Genomic DNA, 14,201 nt, shown 5'->3' with positions numbered 1-14,201 from the left:
TATATTTGAAAGGAACTCATTTAGAATGAAGTTAGGTGCCCGCATCTTAAAAACGGGAATAGCTATTGTTTTATCACTCTATATAGGTCAGCTGCTGCACTCACCCTCTCCGCTATTCGCAGGAATCGCAGCAATATTTGCTATCCAACCGACCATTTATCGCTCCTATTTGACGATTATCGAACAAATTCAAGGCAATCTAATCGGTGCATTGCTTGCAGTTATTTTTGTTCTACTGCTGGGAAATCATATTATTGTCATCGGTTTGGCCGCTATTATTGTCATTATTATCAACCTTAAACTTAAGTTGGAGAATACAATTGGACTTTCTCTCGTCACCTTAATTTCCATTATGGAAACGCAAAGCGGCAGCTTTATTGAATTTGCCGGCATCCGTTTTTCAACGATTATGATTGGGGTATTTTCGGCGTTTATCGTCAACCTTGTGTTTATGCCGCCAAAATATGAGAATAAGTTATATCTAAAAATTGTTGATACGACTGAGGAAATTATAAAATGGATTCGTCTCAGTGCACGCCATGATTATGATCATCAACTTCTTAAAACGGATATTAAAAAATTTAAAGACAGTATCAATACTATGGATCTGTATTATAAGATGCTGAAGGAAGAACGCTACTATTTGAAAAAAAATCTTCCGGAAAAATCGCGAAAGCTTGTTATTTATCGTCAATTAAACATAACGGCAAAAAAAGCACTTGATACGTTAAAAAGACTGCATCGTTATGAAAACGATTTGCTGCAGCTTCCCGAAGAATTTAAGGAGTCCATCCAAAATCAATTAGACAGCCTTATTTATCACCATGAACAGGTTCTTCTAAGGTTCATTGGGAAAATCCCTACACCTCCTCCATACCCTGAGGATAATGAATACTTAAATAAAAAGGAGTTATTCGACTTCTTCTTAGCCCATCAAAAGGAATATTCCGATCATAATGATCCACATCTCTATCATACAATGCAAATTATCGCGATGATTATTGATTATGGTGAACAGGTGGAACATCTTGATACATTGATTACCAGCTTTCATTCTTATCATCACAACGAAGTATCAGTTGAAGATGAATATGACGATTAAACAGAAAGAACCCGAGGCAGATTACTCTGCTACGGGTTCTTTTTGTTCTAATTGCTGCACCTGAAATAAATTATAATAATTTCCTTGCTTGGCCATTAGTTCCTCATGTGTTCCTACTTCTACAATTTGACCGTGTTCAATTAGGACAATCCGATTGGCATGTGTAATCGTCGATAACCGGTGTGCCACAATAAAAGTGGTCCGATCCTTCGCCAGCTCTTCAAGTGATTCTTGAATTAAATGCTCACTTTCTAAATCCAGTGCTGATGTTGCCTCATCAAGGATTAAAATCGGTGGATTTTTTAGAAATACCCTGGCAATCGCTACACGTTGTTTCTGGCCTCCGGAAAGCTTCACACCTCTTTCCCCTACCTTTGTGTTGTAACCATCTGAAAGGTTAAGGATAAATTCGTGGGCATTCGCCGCTTTAGCAGCCTGGAAAACTTCCTCTTCGGTAGACCCGGGTTTTCCTAATAAAATATTGTCCATAACGGATTCGCTGAAAAGAATATTATCTTGAAAAACGACACCAATTTTATCCCTTAGGCTTTGAACCTTAAACTGGCGGATATCTGTCCCGTCCAATGTGATTCTACCTTTTGAGACATCATAAAATCGCGGAATCAAACTAACAAGCGTCGATTTCCCACCACCGCTCATTCCGACTAACGCAATCGTTTCTCCCTTTTTTACAGCTAAATCAATCTCTTTTAAGACCATTTCATCCTCTTTTTCATACGAGAATGAAACATGTTCAAACGAAATATCACCCTTTACCTCATTGCATATCCGTGCATTTGGTTCATCAATAATGTCATACTTCTCATCCAAAAATTCAAATACCCGATCCATTGAGGCGAATGATTGGGTGATGGTTGTCGATGAATTCACCATTCTTCTTAAAGGATTATAAAGCTTGTCAATATAGGCAAAAAAAGCAACCATTGTACCAAGTGATAATTGATCCTGAATAACCAGATAGGCCGAGTAACCAATCACAATTAAAGGGGCAATATCTGTTATTGTATTGACTGCTGCAAATGATTTGGCATTCCAGCTTGTGTGCTGCAATGCTTTATCTAAAAAGTTTTTATTCTGTTTATTAAACTGTGTTTGTTCATATTCTTCAATAGCAAAACTTTTAATTACCGGCATCCCCTGAACACGTTCATGTAAATAGCTCTGTACCTCCGCAAGGGCTTGTGAACGTTTCCGTGTTAGACTTCGGAGTTTTCCAAAAAAGTACTTAATGGAAAAAGCATAAAGTGGGAACAGCAAGATCGATACAATCGTTAATTTAACATTCATATAAAACATAAGAATAATTGCTATGACAATGGTGGCCATGTCCAGCCAAAGATTCATTAGCCCTGATATAACAAATGTCTTCGTCTGTTCCACATCATTAATCACACGCGAAATCACTTCTCCAGCACGGGTATTAGAATAATACTTAAAGCTTAGCTTTTGAATATGGGTATACATCTGGTCGCGAATATCATATAAAATTTTACTAGAGGTCCACTGTGCAAAATATTGACGGTAATATTCGATCGGTGGTCTAAGAATGACAAAAATAACGATCATGATGCCCATGATCAGCATTAGTTTATTCACTTTCTCATCATGGGATAATGCATGATTTCCGACAATATCGTCGACTACATACTTAATCAGCATGGGAATAACCAGCGGGATCGAAAATTTCACAATCCCAATGATGACCGTTCCAATAATTTGAAAACGATACGGTTTTACAAATTGAAGGTACCTGCGAATGCTGCTCAAATGAGAGGCACCCCCTTTCATCTTGTTAGTGAGGAAAATAATAACGCCTGTTGATTTCGAAATCAACAGGCGTTCCGAGATATCTAACGTCTGTACGTTAAATAACGTTCATACCAAATATCAATAAAATCTGGTGCAAACGGGCCATTCCGCTGCCGAATCCATTGTATCAATTTTTCCACATTTCGTTTTAAAATTTGATCAATCACATCTGGATACTTCATTTCACGGCGATGGCGTTCATATTCATCTTCGTCTAGTAAATTAAAGGTCATATCAGGATATACCTTGATATCAAGGTCATAATCGATATACTTTAGTGCTTCACCATCAAAAATGAACGGTGAACTTAGATTACAGTAATAATAAATGCCGTCTTCACGTATCATTCCAATGACATTAAACCAGTATTGAGAATGGAAGTAGCAAATAGCCGGCTCCCTCGTGATCCATGTTCTGCCATCTGATTCTGTAACAAGTGTACGGTCATTTCCACCAATCACCAAATTCTGTGACCCTTTTAAAACGGTTGTTTCTTCCCAGACGCGATGGATGTGCCCATTATGCTTATAGCTATGTATTTGCATTGGTTCACCTTCGATGGGTACGCCCATGTTCTCCCCTACCTTCATTCCTGAACGCTTTGAAACCTATTCTAAACCCTTACTCGTTAACAAAGAGAGGTAACAAAGTAAAATTCCTATTTTTTATTATTATAACGGTTAAGAAGAGAATTTAAAACAAAAGAGCCACAATTCATGCGGCTCTTTGTAAAAATTTGCGAATTTTTTTCATTTTTAAACTACATTGAGGCTGATAAGTTGGTTTCCCGATAGGAATTTATAACCTCTTCTGTCTGCTTTTCAAAAATTAATTGAATCTCTTTTAACTCTTTTTTCATCAGTTGAATGTCGTTTTTAATACTTTCAAGGTCCGTGGCATTTTGCAAAGTGTGCAGCTCTTCTTCGATTTGTAGACAACGTTCAAGCTCCGTTTGAAGATACAGTAATTTTTCCATGGTTGCCATTTGTTCGGAAACTAATCGGTTAAACTGATCCATTTCCCTCACCGCCTTATTTTTTAAGCTATTATTATTTATTCTTTGGCAGTTGCTTTTTTCCTTTGACTATTTATGTAGACTAAAGAGAAGTTTTGTCGAAAACCGAAAAGCGTAAGCGCCTTGCTCTGGGGCTGAAGCTAGACACAGAGAAGAAGGCACCCTTTTACGAAAAAGAGCGCCTCCATTTTGTTACGTATGTTAGTCTTGACCAAATTGACCTGCGTTTTGGTTTTTACGAGCTTCTGCAGCTTGGTTTTGTTTTCTTACCTCTTGTGCATTTGTTTCACTGCCAAATTCAGTGCCAAATTGGCCTTGTGAACCGCCTTTTGCAGATTGTGCATTTTGTTTTCTTACTTCTGCAGCATTCGTTTCACTTGCAAATTCAGTACCAAATTGCCCTGCAGCACCTGCACCAGCTTGAGCATTTTGTTGTCTAACTTCCTGGATGTTTGTTCCAGCAGAAGTTTTGTTTGGCTGTTGATTGAATTTTGCCATTGTTATCACCTCCACGAATATAATGTAACCAGGCTTCGTGGAGATTATCCCTGTATTTTATTATTTACAAATAACTTATACGAGCAATGAAATTCCGCCATCTACAATAATGGTTTGTCCTCTAATCATGCTCGACTGGTCTGATAAGAGGAACATAACACTATTTACCATATCGTCAATTTCAACCATTCTTCCTGCCGGAGTTTTTTCCTTTGCTTCTTGGAGCAGCTCTTCCCGGTTTGGAAAATGCTTTAATGCCTCGGTATCGACTGCACCGCCGGAAACAGCATTGACAATAATATTCTTAGGGGCTAATTCTACCGCCAAATAACGTGTTAAGGCTTCAAGAGCTGCTTTTGATACACCAACAACCGTGTAATTTTCCAAATAACGGATGGATCCTAGCGAACTTATGCTGACAATTTTCCCGCCGCCATTTCTTTCCATTAATTTGGCTGCTTCTTGCGCACAGAATAACAGGGCTTTACTATTTATATTTAAAGTCCAATCCCAATGGGACTCCTCCAGTTCCATTACCGGACGCTGCACGCCAGAGGCCGCATTATTGACAAATATGTCTATACGGCCAAACTCTTGGTCAATTTGCGTGAACATGTCCTTAATTTTAGCGACATCACCCACATTGGCCTTAACGATTAAAACCTTTCTGCCTAATGCCTCAATTTGTTCTGCCACCTCAAGGGCTGATTTTTTACTTCTTGCATAGTTAATAACGATATCGTATCCTGCTTCGGCTAATCGAAGTGCTGTTGCCTTGCCAATTCCTCGGCTGCTTCCAGTAATTAATGCTACTTTTTGAGTCATCTTCCTTTTCCCTTCTTTATGTAAGTAATGGTACTATTTTATCTTTTCTAGGTATAGAAGACAATTAATATAAGACACTAAGGGCAAAATAACAATTGAGAGGAGGTTGCAGGTATGTATGGCGGACGTGATATGACGGAGCTTTCTATGATGGCAAAATCTGATTGGCAGGACTCAGAACTGTCTTTTTTCCATCATTCCTTGCAGCAAATTGCACCTTATTTAAATAGTGAAGGATTGACCATACATCGAGAAATTATCGAAGAAATTGAACATCGCGGCGGAATGAAACCATAAAACGGTTAGAAGAAAAAAGACCGCAACCATTAACTGCGGTCTCTCCTTATATACTATGATACAGTTTAAACATTTTTTGATAGGGAACAGGGAAGGCTAGTTCTTTCATTTCATCTAAGGAAACGAACTTCCATTCTTCTGTTTCCGGAAATTTGGTGTTAATTGTGCCAGTGTAAATTTTCATATTCCAAATTAAATGGGAGAACACATGGTCAACTTGACCGATGATTTGCTCAAGTTGGATCTCTAAATCATGTACTTGTTTAAAAAGACTATTGACCTGGTCACGATTATTTTGCATCGGATGATGAAGCTCGACTGTAGGGAACTCCCATAAATTTGCTAACAGCCCGGCGGCAGGCCGTTTATGAATCAATAATTTTCCGGTTGGGTCAGTTATGATTGCCGCAGCGAGTTGCACATCACGTGTTTTCGTTTTTTTCGTTTTTATTGGCAGCTCATTCTGGACTCCCTCAAAAAATGCTTGGCAATGGTCGCGGACCGGACATAATAAGCATGAAGGAGATGTAGGTGTACAAATGAGAGCACCTAATTCCATTAAAGCCTGATTAAATGAAGAAGGATCTTCATGTGAGATTAATTCACGAACTGCCTTTTCGAAAACTTTTCGGGACGAAGCTTTAGCAATATCTTCCCAAATGGACAGAATTCGTGATAAAACTCTCATCACATTGCCATCAACAGCAGGTTCAGGTATTCCGTAGGCAATACTTAATATTGCACCAGCTGTATAGGGACCTACCCCTTTCAGTTCGGCAATTTCCTTCGGCGTATTGGGCACTTCCCCGTTGTATTTCTCCCTTACCTCTTTAACCGCTGATTGCAGGTTTCGCACCCTAGAGTAGTATCCAAGTCCTTCCCATGCTTTCAGCACTTTATCTTCTTCGGCTTCTGCCAAATCATCAATTGTTGGAAACCATTCGATAAAGCGATTAAAATACGGGATGACCGTATCTACTCTTGTTTGCTGCAGCATAATTTCTGAGACCCATACCTTATATGGATCTTGATCCTTGCGCCATGGCAAGTCCCGTTGTTCTTGTTTAAACCAGGAAATTAAATCATGTTGAAATGCATTTATATTGATTTTATCTGAATTTTCATGTTCAATTAACATAACTTTTACCTCCAGTTGTTAAACATTGCGAAAAAAGGAAATATAATAAGAGAGCACAATATTTATTAAAGGACATTTCGTTTTACGATAATCGATTTTGGTTATTTTGACAAGATTTTTATTGAAGGAGGATTTTCCTTTTGGATACTGGAACTCATGTTGTAATGGGAATTGCCCTAGGCGGTCTTGCAACGCTTGATCCAACAGTTGCTGCAAGCCATGCGACTGCAACCAGTGTGTTAATTGCCACGATTGCAGGTTCACAAATACCAGATATTGATACAGTACTAAAACTAAGAAATAATGCGATTTACATTCGTAATCATCGTGGAGTTACCCATTCCATACCAGCTGTACTTTTATGGCCGCTACTCCTTACAGGCGTTATTTACCCTTTTTTCCCGGAAGCCAATTTATTGCATTTATGGGCATGGACGTTTGCCGCAGTATTCATCCATGTATTTGTTGATATCTTTAATGCCTATGGGACTCAGGCGCTTAGACCCTTTTCATCGAAATGGGTAGCACTAGGTGTCATTAATACATTTGATCCGATTATTTTCGGTATTCATGTGATTGGGATTATAATTTGGATTATGGGAGCAAATCCGGGCATTACCTTTCTACTGATGTATGCCGTGATTATTGGCTACTACATCAGGCGCTACCAGGCTAAGAAAAGAGTGCTGGTTGGGGTGAGAGCACTCATTCCAGATGCCACTGAAATCATTATTGCACCAACGATGCGATTTCATCAATGGCGAATTGCGGCCATGAATAACCGGCAATTTTTTGTAGGCAGGGCGGTAAAAGATACAGTGGAAATCCTTGATCACTTTAACCGTATACCAGTTCCAAAAACGCCTGTAATCGAAGCAGCCAAAAAGGATAAGAATCTTTCTGCATTTTTATCATTTTCACCTGTTTACCGCTGGGAAGTCGATGAGTACAATGATTTTTATGAAGTCCGGTTTATAGATTTACGTTATCGCAGTAATGGGCACTACCCGTTTGTGGCCGTTGTTCAATTAGATAGTGATTTAAATCCCATTAGCTCATATACGGGATGGGTGTTTAGTGAGAAGAAACTAAGGAAAAAATTAAGTATTATACCCAGTTAATAAGCGATGACTTAGGTCACTCGCTTTTTTATTTCCTTTTTCTGATAACATATCCCTCAAAAAAAAGCGAATACTAAAGGTACGTGTTCAGCATTGAGAGTGCTTTGCTATTCACGTTTTTCTCATTCCCTACATGGAGGTACAGCATGAGAAATAAAGAAACTGGTTTTCCAAATCAAAATAATAATAAGCTTGAGGGCGAGCCAAGAGCAAAAGCGGAGTATGCTTCAAAGCGAGCAAATGGAACAATAAATACCCATCCTCAAGAACGGATGCGCGCTTCCGGAGAACGGGATGACGAATCGCCTCAGTATTAAGAAAAGCGAAAGCGCCCGTTTAGCAGCGTATAGACTGGAGCACTTCGACTGAGATAAAGGAAACACGGAGAGCGGAGCGATCCGATGTTGACTTATCGTAGGGAGATGGGTGAAGTCTACTAGCTGCTGGGCGCTGAAGCTGGACAATTCTCGAAGTCGAAAATTTCTTATTTTAGAAGACAAGCCAGAGACCATTTCTCTGGTTTGTCTTGCTATTTTAACCATTTTAACAGGGAAATCGGAAGGGCCTCCTCTTTTCCATCGCCCTTTAGTCTATAACCCCAAGCAAAGACGCCATTCATATAATCAATTTTAAAATAGTGGCCGGGATCCCCTTCTATTTCATAAATTTCCCCCGGTTTAAAAGAGTCAGGATTAATTAGATACGCTTTTGCCATTTGTACCTTTCTTTCCAGGACAGCAAACTCATTTACCATCCCTAATTGCTCGGCTTTCCTTGCCTTTTCTTGAAGAGCCGCAATTTCTTGTCTTAATTCGTGTTCTGACATTGTACTATACCGTTTCTCCTGCTGCATTTTCTTCACTCCCCTTTATGCTTTTATTTTAGTATAGTAATATTTGTACAATTAATAAAGGAATATCTAATATGAAGGGGCTAACATAATGAAAACAATCGTTATTACTGGAGCAGGTTCCGGATTAGGAAAAGAACTAGCATTTCTTTTTTCACAACAGGGTTTTCACCTCTTATTAACCGGAAGAACAACGGAGAAGTTAAATACCGTAAAAATGGAAATTGAATCGGCAGGAGGAAGGGCGGATATTCTTCAGCTTGATATCCGAAACCATGAAGATGTCTTCGGTAAAATAAAGGAAATAAGCCATACCTTCGACATTTTCGGTTTGGTCAATAACGCTGGTATTGGTCATTTTGGAGCATTTGCCGAAATGAATGTGCAGCAAATGAACGAAATGCTGGATACAAATGTCTACGGAACCATCTTGATGACAAAGGCCATCCTGCCTATTCTTGAGCAGACTGGCGAAGGACAAATCATGAATATTATCTCCACTGCCGGTTTGCGTGGAAAAGTGAATGAAGCCGTATATGTTGCAAGCAAATTTGCTGTTAGAGGATTCACAGAAAGCCTGCAAATGGAATACGAAGGAAGCGGTATTAAGTTTAATGCGGTATATATGGGCGGTATGGATACCCCTTTTTGGGATGAAAGCGATCATATTAAGGATAAAACCCGTTTACGGTCAGCAAAAGAAATTGCAAAAATCATCATGGAGAAATTGGATCAGGATTCCATTATTATTGAATTTAAAAACTCATGACGCTTTTGTCATGAGTCTTCTCTTTCCGCTAAGAATCGTTCGATTAAATCTATTGAAAAGCCTTTACGATATAAAGCTTGTTTCATCTTTTGTCGATACTCATAGCCATTGAACTTTGACAATTTCCGATGCGCCTTTTCGCCTTGGAATCGAATGGCATCCATTTCCTCATCAGCCTCTTTAGAGACTTCTGTTTCATTAACTGCAATTGCGATGACTTCAAAGGAATATCCTTTTCTCATCAGGACATTTTCCAGCTTTTGTTTTTGAATTTTGCTTGATTCCTTTGTATTCTTCTGAAAAAACTTTTCAGCTATTTTAGTGGCTTTTTCAATCTGCTGGTTTAAAGGAAATTCTTCTAGAACTTGTAGGAGGGTTGACTCCTTAATTCCCTTTTCCTTTAATTCCATCTTGATTACACTGGGCCCTTTATCTGTTGTATTGACCTGTGTCCTCACGTAAGCTATAGCAAATTCCTCGTCATTTATGTATTTCTGAGCGGTTAATTTATGGATCACCTCTTTGATGATGGGCTCATCCATTTCTTTTTTTAGAAGATAATCGTTGATTTCTTTTTCAGATCTCATCCTTCTAGCCAAATAATTAACTGCAAGGTTGTACGCTTTACGAATGTCATCCTGGTATTGAATTTCCAAGAAAGAGAAATCATCAAGCTCCATCCCTTTTTTTAATTGGTATTTAATTAATACGTCGCTGTCAATACTAAAAGCATATTCTTCACCTTTACCATAATCCATAAACACATTAAACCGATCTTGATTTTTCTGCTGTGTGGTGATTTTTGTAATAATGGCCATTTTCTTCACCTCAAAACTACTTTACCATATTCCTCTTAAGTAAAACGCTCTAAAAATATATTTTCCTAAATTTTGTATCTTTCCTTTCGTATTAGGCAAAAATGGAAATGAGTTTTTTTCCACTTAGCTTGATGACGATTAACTAAAATTGGTGAAAGGAATGAGCAAAATGGCAGAAAAGAAAAAGAAGGATAAAGATCGAGGTAAATACCCTTTAACAAGCATGCAGGAAGTATCCTATCAACGGGAATTTAAAATGGCAGATCGTGCCGGCGGTTTTCATGACCGAAAAACGAAGCTTTAAATCAATATAAAATTTTTCCACTAATGAACCTCTTTCGTTCGGTAAAAGCTATTTTTAGGGGCGTTCCAGCTCCCTATTATTTTTTACGAATGAAAGGGGTTTTTCGAATGGGTCGTTCTCGTGGACATAAAAGTCGGGATAAAAATAAAGGGTCACTTCCACAGGTGCCGAAAAACATGAAATCAGATGGAATCGATGTTGAATATTCACAAGAATTAGCGGATAACGCAGATCTTGAAGCACAAGCACGTGCCAATGCTGCTAACCAGCGGGTAAGTAATAAGAACAAATAGGTACTTTTTTACGTAAAGAAAACTCGTCGATTGGCGAGCCCGTTAGGTCGAAGACAGTCGGCTAAAAAAGAAGCAGGTTTTGCCCTGCTTCTTTACAGTCTTGTTACCGTTATGCCGTCTTTTTAGCTCATGTTTTTTATTTACTTTTTGAAACAATCGACTGAAAATCATCTGTATAACTGACTAAATCGCCCCACCCCATCAAATCTTCATCAGAAATCTTCCAAGTGTGCTGCTCTAAGTCTTGACGAATAACGGCAAAATGGCGGGGATTTGTTGAGTAAATCTGGAAGCCTGCTTTTTTCGCTTGATCAATAAAAAAATAATCCTCAGCCCGATTTACCTTTTCAAAGCGAATATGATAAAACATCTCTTTTCTGAACAGTAAAGTCGCCCCGGCAACCGTGTCTGTAATGGAATTTCTAGTACCGCTGACATATATCAACGCTTTCTTATTTTTAAAATAAATATAGTAAGAACTTTTACCGACAATCCAAACATTTTTATTTTTAAAGGCATCCATTGAACTGGTAATATATTCAGGACCATAATAATCATCGTCATCAAATTTCGCAATATAGTCAGAGCTTGCGTTCATTACTCCAAAATTTAAGCAGTCGCCTAAGGTTGCTTTTTCATGCAGCTGAAATACTTGTACGTTTGGATAATCCCTTGCCTTTTTATGCCAACGGTCAATATCCATCGAATCTTTATTCAAAATAATAATTAACTCTTTATCCTTCCAGGTCTGCTGTTGATAATTTTTAAAGACATTATCGATACTCTCTTCTCTTATCGTACACGTTATAATGGAAACCACTTTTTCACTCCTTCAATGGTTAAGAATTGATCACTTGTTGTAAAAATTTTTTTAAATGAGGATAGTCTGTCAGATTATTTACGTCATTAAGGAGCTCATTCCGGTCATTTGTCCCAAAACCTGCAGCCCCCAAAATATTAATTGGAGAAATATCAACTTGAAGCATAAGGATAATCGTTTCCAGGATAAGGACGAATTTTTCCTGAAAAATTTGAAAGTGCTCAGATTTCAACTGCTGAAACAATTTATAATCTCTTAAGACCTTGTTCATGGTCAATAAATCTGTAAGCCCCGAAAGTTCTAGTCCAAGAATTAGAACATCGACTTCATGATGCTTTACCGTAAATAGGCCAAAGTTGGCAATGGTCTCTTTCCACTTGTTTTTAACCACCGGATGCTCCTGATGGTAAGTAGTCAACTCATCACTGACAACATATTGCGCTCCCATTTTGTATAAACGGTAGCCTAATTCCCAATCCTCGTAACCGTAATGGTGAAACTCCTCGTCAAATAAACCTGCATCCACAATCAATTCTTTCCGTATAGATACATTCCTTGTAAGAAACGCCATCCATGGAAGGGTAAAACCTTCCAAATCCGCACCAAAATTCCTTGTTATTTGCCGAAACCATGGATATTCCTTATATGCTATATCCCTGTATGTTTTCCTTACTAAATCACCTCTATCTAATAGTGGATACGGTTCCTGAAGCACATCCTTACAACCCTGAAGTCTCTGAAATATCTCTTGGTTTTTTTCTGTTAGGTAGGTGATTCTGTTTACTTCTTTCTTAGAAAAGTCTGGGAATACACATGAATATAATATTTTGGAATGTAACCCCCCTGATAAAATGAGGTTATGTTTCGATTGGTGATACTTATAGTGTTTTTCAACAAAGTCAGGTTCTGTGAGTATTTCTGCATCGAGAAAAATTAGAATGCTCCCCCTGGCAGAACGAATACCTAAATTTCTTCCCTTTGCCCTTCCAAGATTTTTTTTACTGTGGATATATTTAAAATGGTATGGTGGGGAATAGTCTTTTAGTTTTTCTTCCGTTTGGTCTGTCGAGGCATCATTTATTAGGATTACTTCCATTTTTGCCGGATTAAACGTTTGTAGTTCAAGTGAATAGAGGGTAAATAAATTGAGTGGATATTTATTTTGCGATGGAATAATAATACTGACTTCAATGTCTTGATTGTTTTTATTTATTGAGGAACTCAAGCTGTTACTAATTTGATGACTTTGCTTCGTTTCTTTTGGTCTACTTTCCTTTTTTATACTTTCTGACCATTTAAAGCTATTTCCTAACATGATGCACCCCTTTATTTATTGTTTAATGAAATAACTAGTCCAATTGGTCGAGCTTTTACACAATATGTTATCCAAATGATTTTGACTAAACTTGAGCCCTTAGAAAACGAAAAAAGAGCTTATGGGCTCCTTTTTTTGTGAATAGTTTTCATGTTTTACAATGTTGTTAAAATGGTGGTTCGTTGGGACGGTGCATTGTTTTTACATACGTAAACCAAATCTTCGATAACAGCACTTGCAGTTGGAAACATTCCAGCACCTGGTCCTTGAAGTGTGATTTCACCAACAATGTCTGATTGTATACTGACAGCATTCTGAACCCCTTCCACATGGTAAAAAGGATGCTCTTTTCCAACAAGGACTGGCTTGATTGTAGCTTTAATATGCTTCCCAGACTTACTTATTTGGGCAATATGCTTATACCTTAAGCCTTGTTCTTCCGCTTTTGCAATTAATTCACTTGTAATATTGGTAATCCCTTCCCGTTCTACATCATGCCAGTTTGGTTCCTCTCCAAAGGCAATCCTGCTAAGAATCATTGTTTTATAAAAAGCGTCAAAGCCCTCAATATCATTTGTCGGGTCAGCTTCAGCAAACCCGTTTACCTGAGCTCCTTTTAGTGCTTCGGCAAATGACAGTCTCTCCTCGCGCATTTCGGTTAAAATGAAATTAGAAGTGCCATTTAGAATTCCTTGCACCTGCTTCACTCGGTTAATATTTAATAACTGTCTCAGCGTCTGAATAACTGGTATTCCCCCTGCAACTGTCGCTTCATACCCAACCGAAACATTATGTTCCTCTGCCAGGTTAAGCAATTCTTGTCCGTGATGTGCAAACATTTCTTTATTCGCGGTAATAATATGACATCCCTTCTCAATTGCTTTTTTCAAAAAAGAATTGGTAGGTTCTCTATCAACGATGGCCTCGACGACAACATCAAGCTGCGGCAGGTTTAGAATATCTGCAAAATCTGTCGTTACGAGCACCTCATCACTAATTTTCCTTTGTTTCTGCTTGTTTTTAATTAAGATCGCTGCCACTTCCACCTGTTTGCCTAAAACAGATGTCAGCTTTGCGCCATGAGATTGGATCGTCCGATAAACCCCTTCCCCAACCGTTCCAAAACCGAGAATTGCCACTTTTATTACAGACATGTTTTTCCGCCCCTTTACTTTATTTGCCTAAAACAGGAAAAGCCCCCTTCAT

Annotated in this window: 18 protein-coding genes; 7 read left to right on the top strand and 11 right to left on the bottom strand. The window is 38.4% G+C overall.

Annotated elements, in window-relative coordinates:
• Positions 1 to 25 precede the first annotated feature (25 nt).
• Complete coding sequence (locus FAY30_RS06420) at positions 26 to 1,102, top strand: FUSC family protein (protein WP_149869108.1); 1,077 nt, start codon at positions 26 to 28, stop codon at positions 1,100 to 1,102.
• 21 nt (positions 1,103 to 1,123) lie between these two features.
• Here FAY30_RS06420 and FAY30_RS06415 read toward each other — a convergent pair whose 3' ends face one another.
• The 5 genes from FAY30_RS06415 to fabL form a co-directional block, all read right to left on the bottom strand.
• Positions 1,124 to 2,890, bottom strand: a complete 1,767-nt coding sequence (locus FAY30_RS06415) for an ABC transporter ATP-binding protein (RefSeq protein WP_149869107.1) — start codon at positions 2,888 to 2,890, stop codon at positions 1,124 to 1,126.
• A gap of 83 nt (positions 2,891 to 2,973) precedes the next feature.
• A complete protein-coding gene (locus FAY30_RS06410) occupies positions 2,974 to 3,504 on the bottom strand; it encodes a nucleoside tri-diphosphate phosphatase (protein WP_149869106.1) in 531 nt (176 codons plus the stop codon).
• Between the two features lie 188 nt (positions 3,505 to 3,692).
• Positions 3,693 to 3,950 carry a YgaB family protein gene (locus FAY30_RS06405; RefSeq protein WP_149869105.1) on the bottom strand — a complete coding sequence of 86 codons (258 nt, stop codon included), beginning with the start codon at positions 3,948 to 3,950 and terminating at the stop codon, positions 3,693 to 3,695.
• Positions 3,951 to 4,148: 198 nt separating this feature from the next.
• Positions 4,149 to 4,445, bottom strand: coding sequence for a gamma-type small acid-soluble spore protein (locus FAY30_RS06400; protein ID WP_190284837.1), 297 nt, complete (start codon positions 4,443 to 4,445; stop codon positions 4,149 to 4,151).
• Positions 4,446 to 4,520: 75 nt separating this feature from the next.
• On the bottom strand, positions 4,521 to 5,270 hold the full coding sequence (gene fabL, locus FAY30_RS06395; protein WP_149869104.1) for an enoyl-[acyl-carrier-protein] reductase FabL: 750 nt from the start codon (positions 5,268 to 5,270) through the stop codon (positions 4,521 to 4,523).
• Positions 5,271 to 5,384: 114 nt separating this feature from the next.
• On the opposite strand from fabL, the gene FAY30_RS06390 reads away from it, so the two are divergent.
• On the top strand, positions 5,385 to 5,567 hold the full coding sequence (locus tag FAY30_RS06390; protein WP_149869103.1) for a hypothetical protein: 183 nt from the start codon (positions 5,385 to 5,387) through the stop codon (positions 5,565 to 5,567).
• Positions 5,568 to 5,613: 46 nt separating this feature from the next.
• Here the strand turns inward: FAY30_RS06390 and mutY are convergent, their stop codons facing one another.
• Positions 5,614 to 6,705 (bottom strand): A/G-specific adenine glycosylase, encoded by a 1,092-nt coding sequence (mutY, locus tag FAY30_RS06385; protein WP_149869102.1) that lies wholly within the window; start codon positions 6,703 to 6,705, stop codon positions 5,614 to 5,616.
• Positions 6,706 to 6,845: 140 nt separating this feature from the next.
• Here mutY and FAY30_RS06380 point away from each other — a divergent pair, with 140 nt between their 5' ends.
• Together FAY30_RS06380 and FAY30_RS06375 are read left to right on the top strand one after the other, a co-directional pair.
• On the top strand, positions 6,846 to 7,826 hold the full coding sequence (locus FAY30_RS06380) for a metal-dependent hydrolase (RefSeq protein WP_149869101.1): 981 nt from the start codon (positions 6,846 to 6,848) through the stop codon (positions 7,824 to 7,826).
• A 146-nt stretch (positions 7,827 to 7,972) separates the two neighbouring features.
• On the top strand, positions 7,973 to 8,143 hold the full coding sequence (locus FAY30_RS06375) for a small, acid-soluble spore protein K (RefSeq protein ID WP_149869100.1): 171 nt from the start codon (positions 7,973 to 7,975) through the stop codon (positions 8,141 to 8,143).
• A gap of 212 nt (positions 8,144 to 8,355) precedes the next feature.
• Here FAY30_RS06375 and FAY30_RS06370 read toward each other — a convergent pair whose 3' ends face one another.
• Positions 8,356 to 8,679: a YfhH family protein gene (locus FAY30_RS06370; protein ID WP_149869099.1), complete on the bottom strand. Its 324-nt coding sequence runs from the start codon at positions 8,677 to 8,679 to the stop codon at positions 8,356 to 8,358.
• An 88-nt stretch (positions 8,680 to 8,767) separates the two neighbouring features.
• Between FAY30_RS06370 and FAY30_RS06365 the strand changes: the two genes are divergently transcribed.
• Positions 8,768 to 9,445 (top strand): SDR family NAD(P)-dependent oxidoreductase, encoded by a 678-nt coding sequence (locus tag FAY30_RS06365; RefSeq protein ID WP_149869098.1) that lies wholly within the window; start codon positions 8,768 to 8,770, stop codon positions 9,443 to 9,445.
• Between the two features lie 8 nt (positions 9,446 to 9,453).
• On the opposite strand, the gene recX is transcribed toward FAY30_RS06365, so the two are convergent.
• On the bottom strand, positions 9,454 to 10,263 hold the full coding sequence (gene recX, locus FAY30_RS06360; RefSeq protein WP_149869097.1) for a recombination regulator RecX: 810 nt from the start codon (positions 10,261 to 10,263) through the stop codon (positions 9,454 to 9,456).
• A gap of 169 nt (positions 10,264 to 10,432) precedes the next feature.
• Here recX and FAY30_RS06355 point away from each other — a divergent pair, with 169 nt between their 5' ends.
• Complete coding sequence (locus FAY30_RS06355) at positions 10,433 to 10,567, top strand: YfhE family protein (RefSeq protein WP_149869096.1); 135 nt, start codon at positions 10,433 to 10,435, stop codon at positions 10,565 to 10,567.
• Between the two features lie 107 nt (positions 10,568 to 10,674).
• A complete protein-coding gene (locus FAY30_RS06350) occupies positions 10,675 to 10,860 on the top strand; it encodes a YfhD family protein (RefSeq protein WP_149869095.1) in 186 nt (61 codons plus the stop codon).
• Between the two features lie 136 nt (positions 10,861 to 10,996).
• Here FAY30_RS06350 and FAY30_RS06345 read toward each other — a convergent pair whose 3' ends face one another.
• The 3 genes from FAY30_RS06345 to FAY30_RS06335 all read right to left on the bottom strand — a co-directional run bounded on the left by FAY30_RS06345 (position 10,997) and on the right by FAY30_RS06335 (position 14,149).
• The gene (locus FAY30_RS06345) at positions 10,997 to 11,680 is read right to left on the bottom strand and encodes a glycosyltransferase family 2 protein (RefSeq protein ID WP_149869094.1); all 684 of its coding nucleotides are present in this window, start codon (positions 11,678 to 11,680) and stop codon (positions 10,997 to 10,999) included.
• A 19-nt stretch (positions 11,681 to 11,699) separates the two neighbouring features.
• On the bottom strand, positions 11,700 to 12,995 hold the full coding sequence (locus FAY30_RS06340; RefSeq protein ID WP_149869093.1) for a glycosyltransferase family 2 protein: 1,296 nt from the start codon (positions 12,993 to 12,995) through the stop codon (positions 11,700 to 11,702).
• A gap of 155 nt (positions 12,996 to 13,150) precedes the next feature.
• Positions 13,151 to 14,149: a homoserine dehydrogenase gene (locus FAY30_RS06335; protein ID WP_149869092.1), complete on the bottom strand. Its 999-nt coding sequence runs from the start codon at positions 14,147 to 14,149 to the stop codon at positions 13,151 to 13,153.
• Between the last annotated feature and the right edge of the window lie 52 nt (positions 14,150 to 14,201).

The organism is Bacillus sp. S3 (genome assembly GCF_005154805.1).
In the GTDB taxonomy this organism is placed as follows: Bacteria; Bacillota; Bacilli; order Bacillales; family Cytobacillaceae; genus Neobacillus.
The sequence above is the reverse complement of the archived record's forward strand: the minus strand, read 5'-3'. Positions and strand labels throughout refer to the sequence as shown.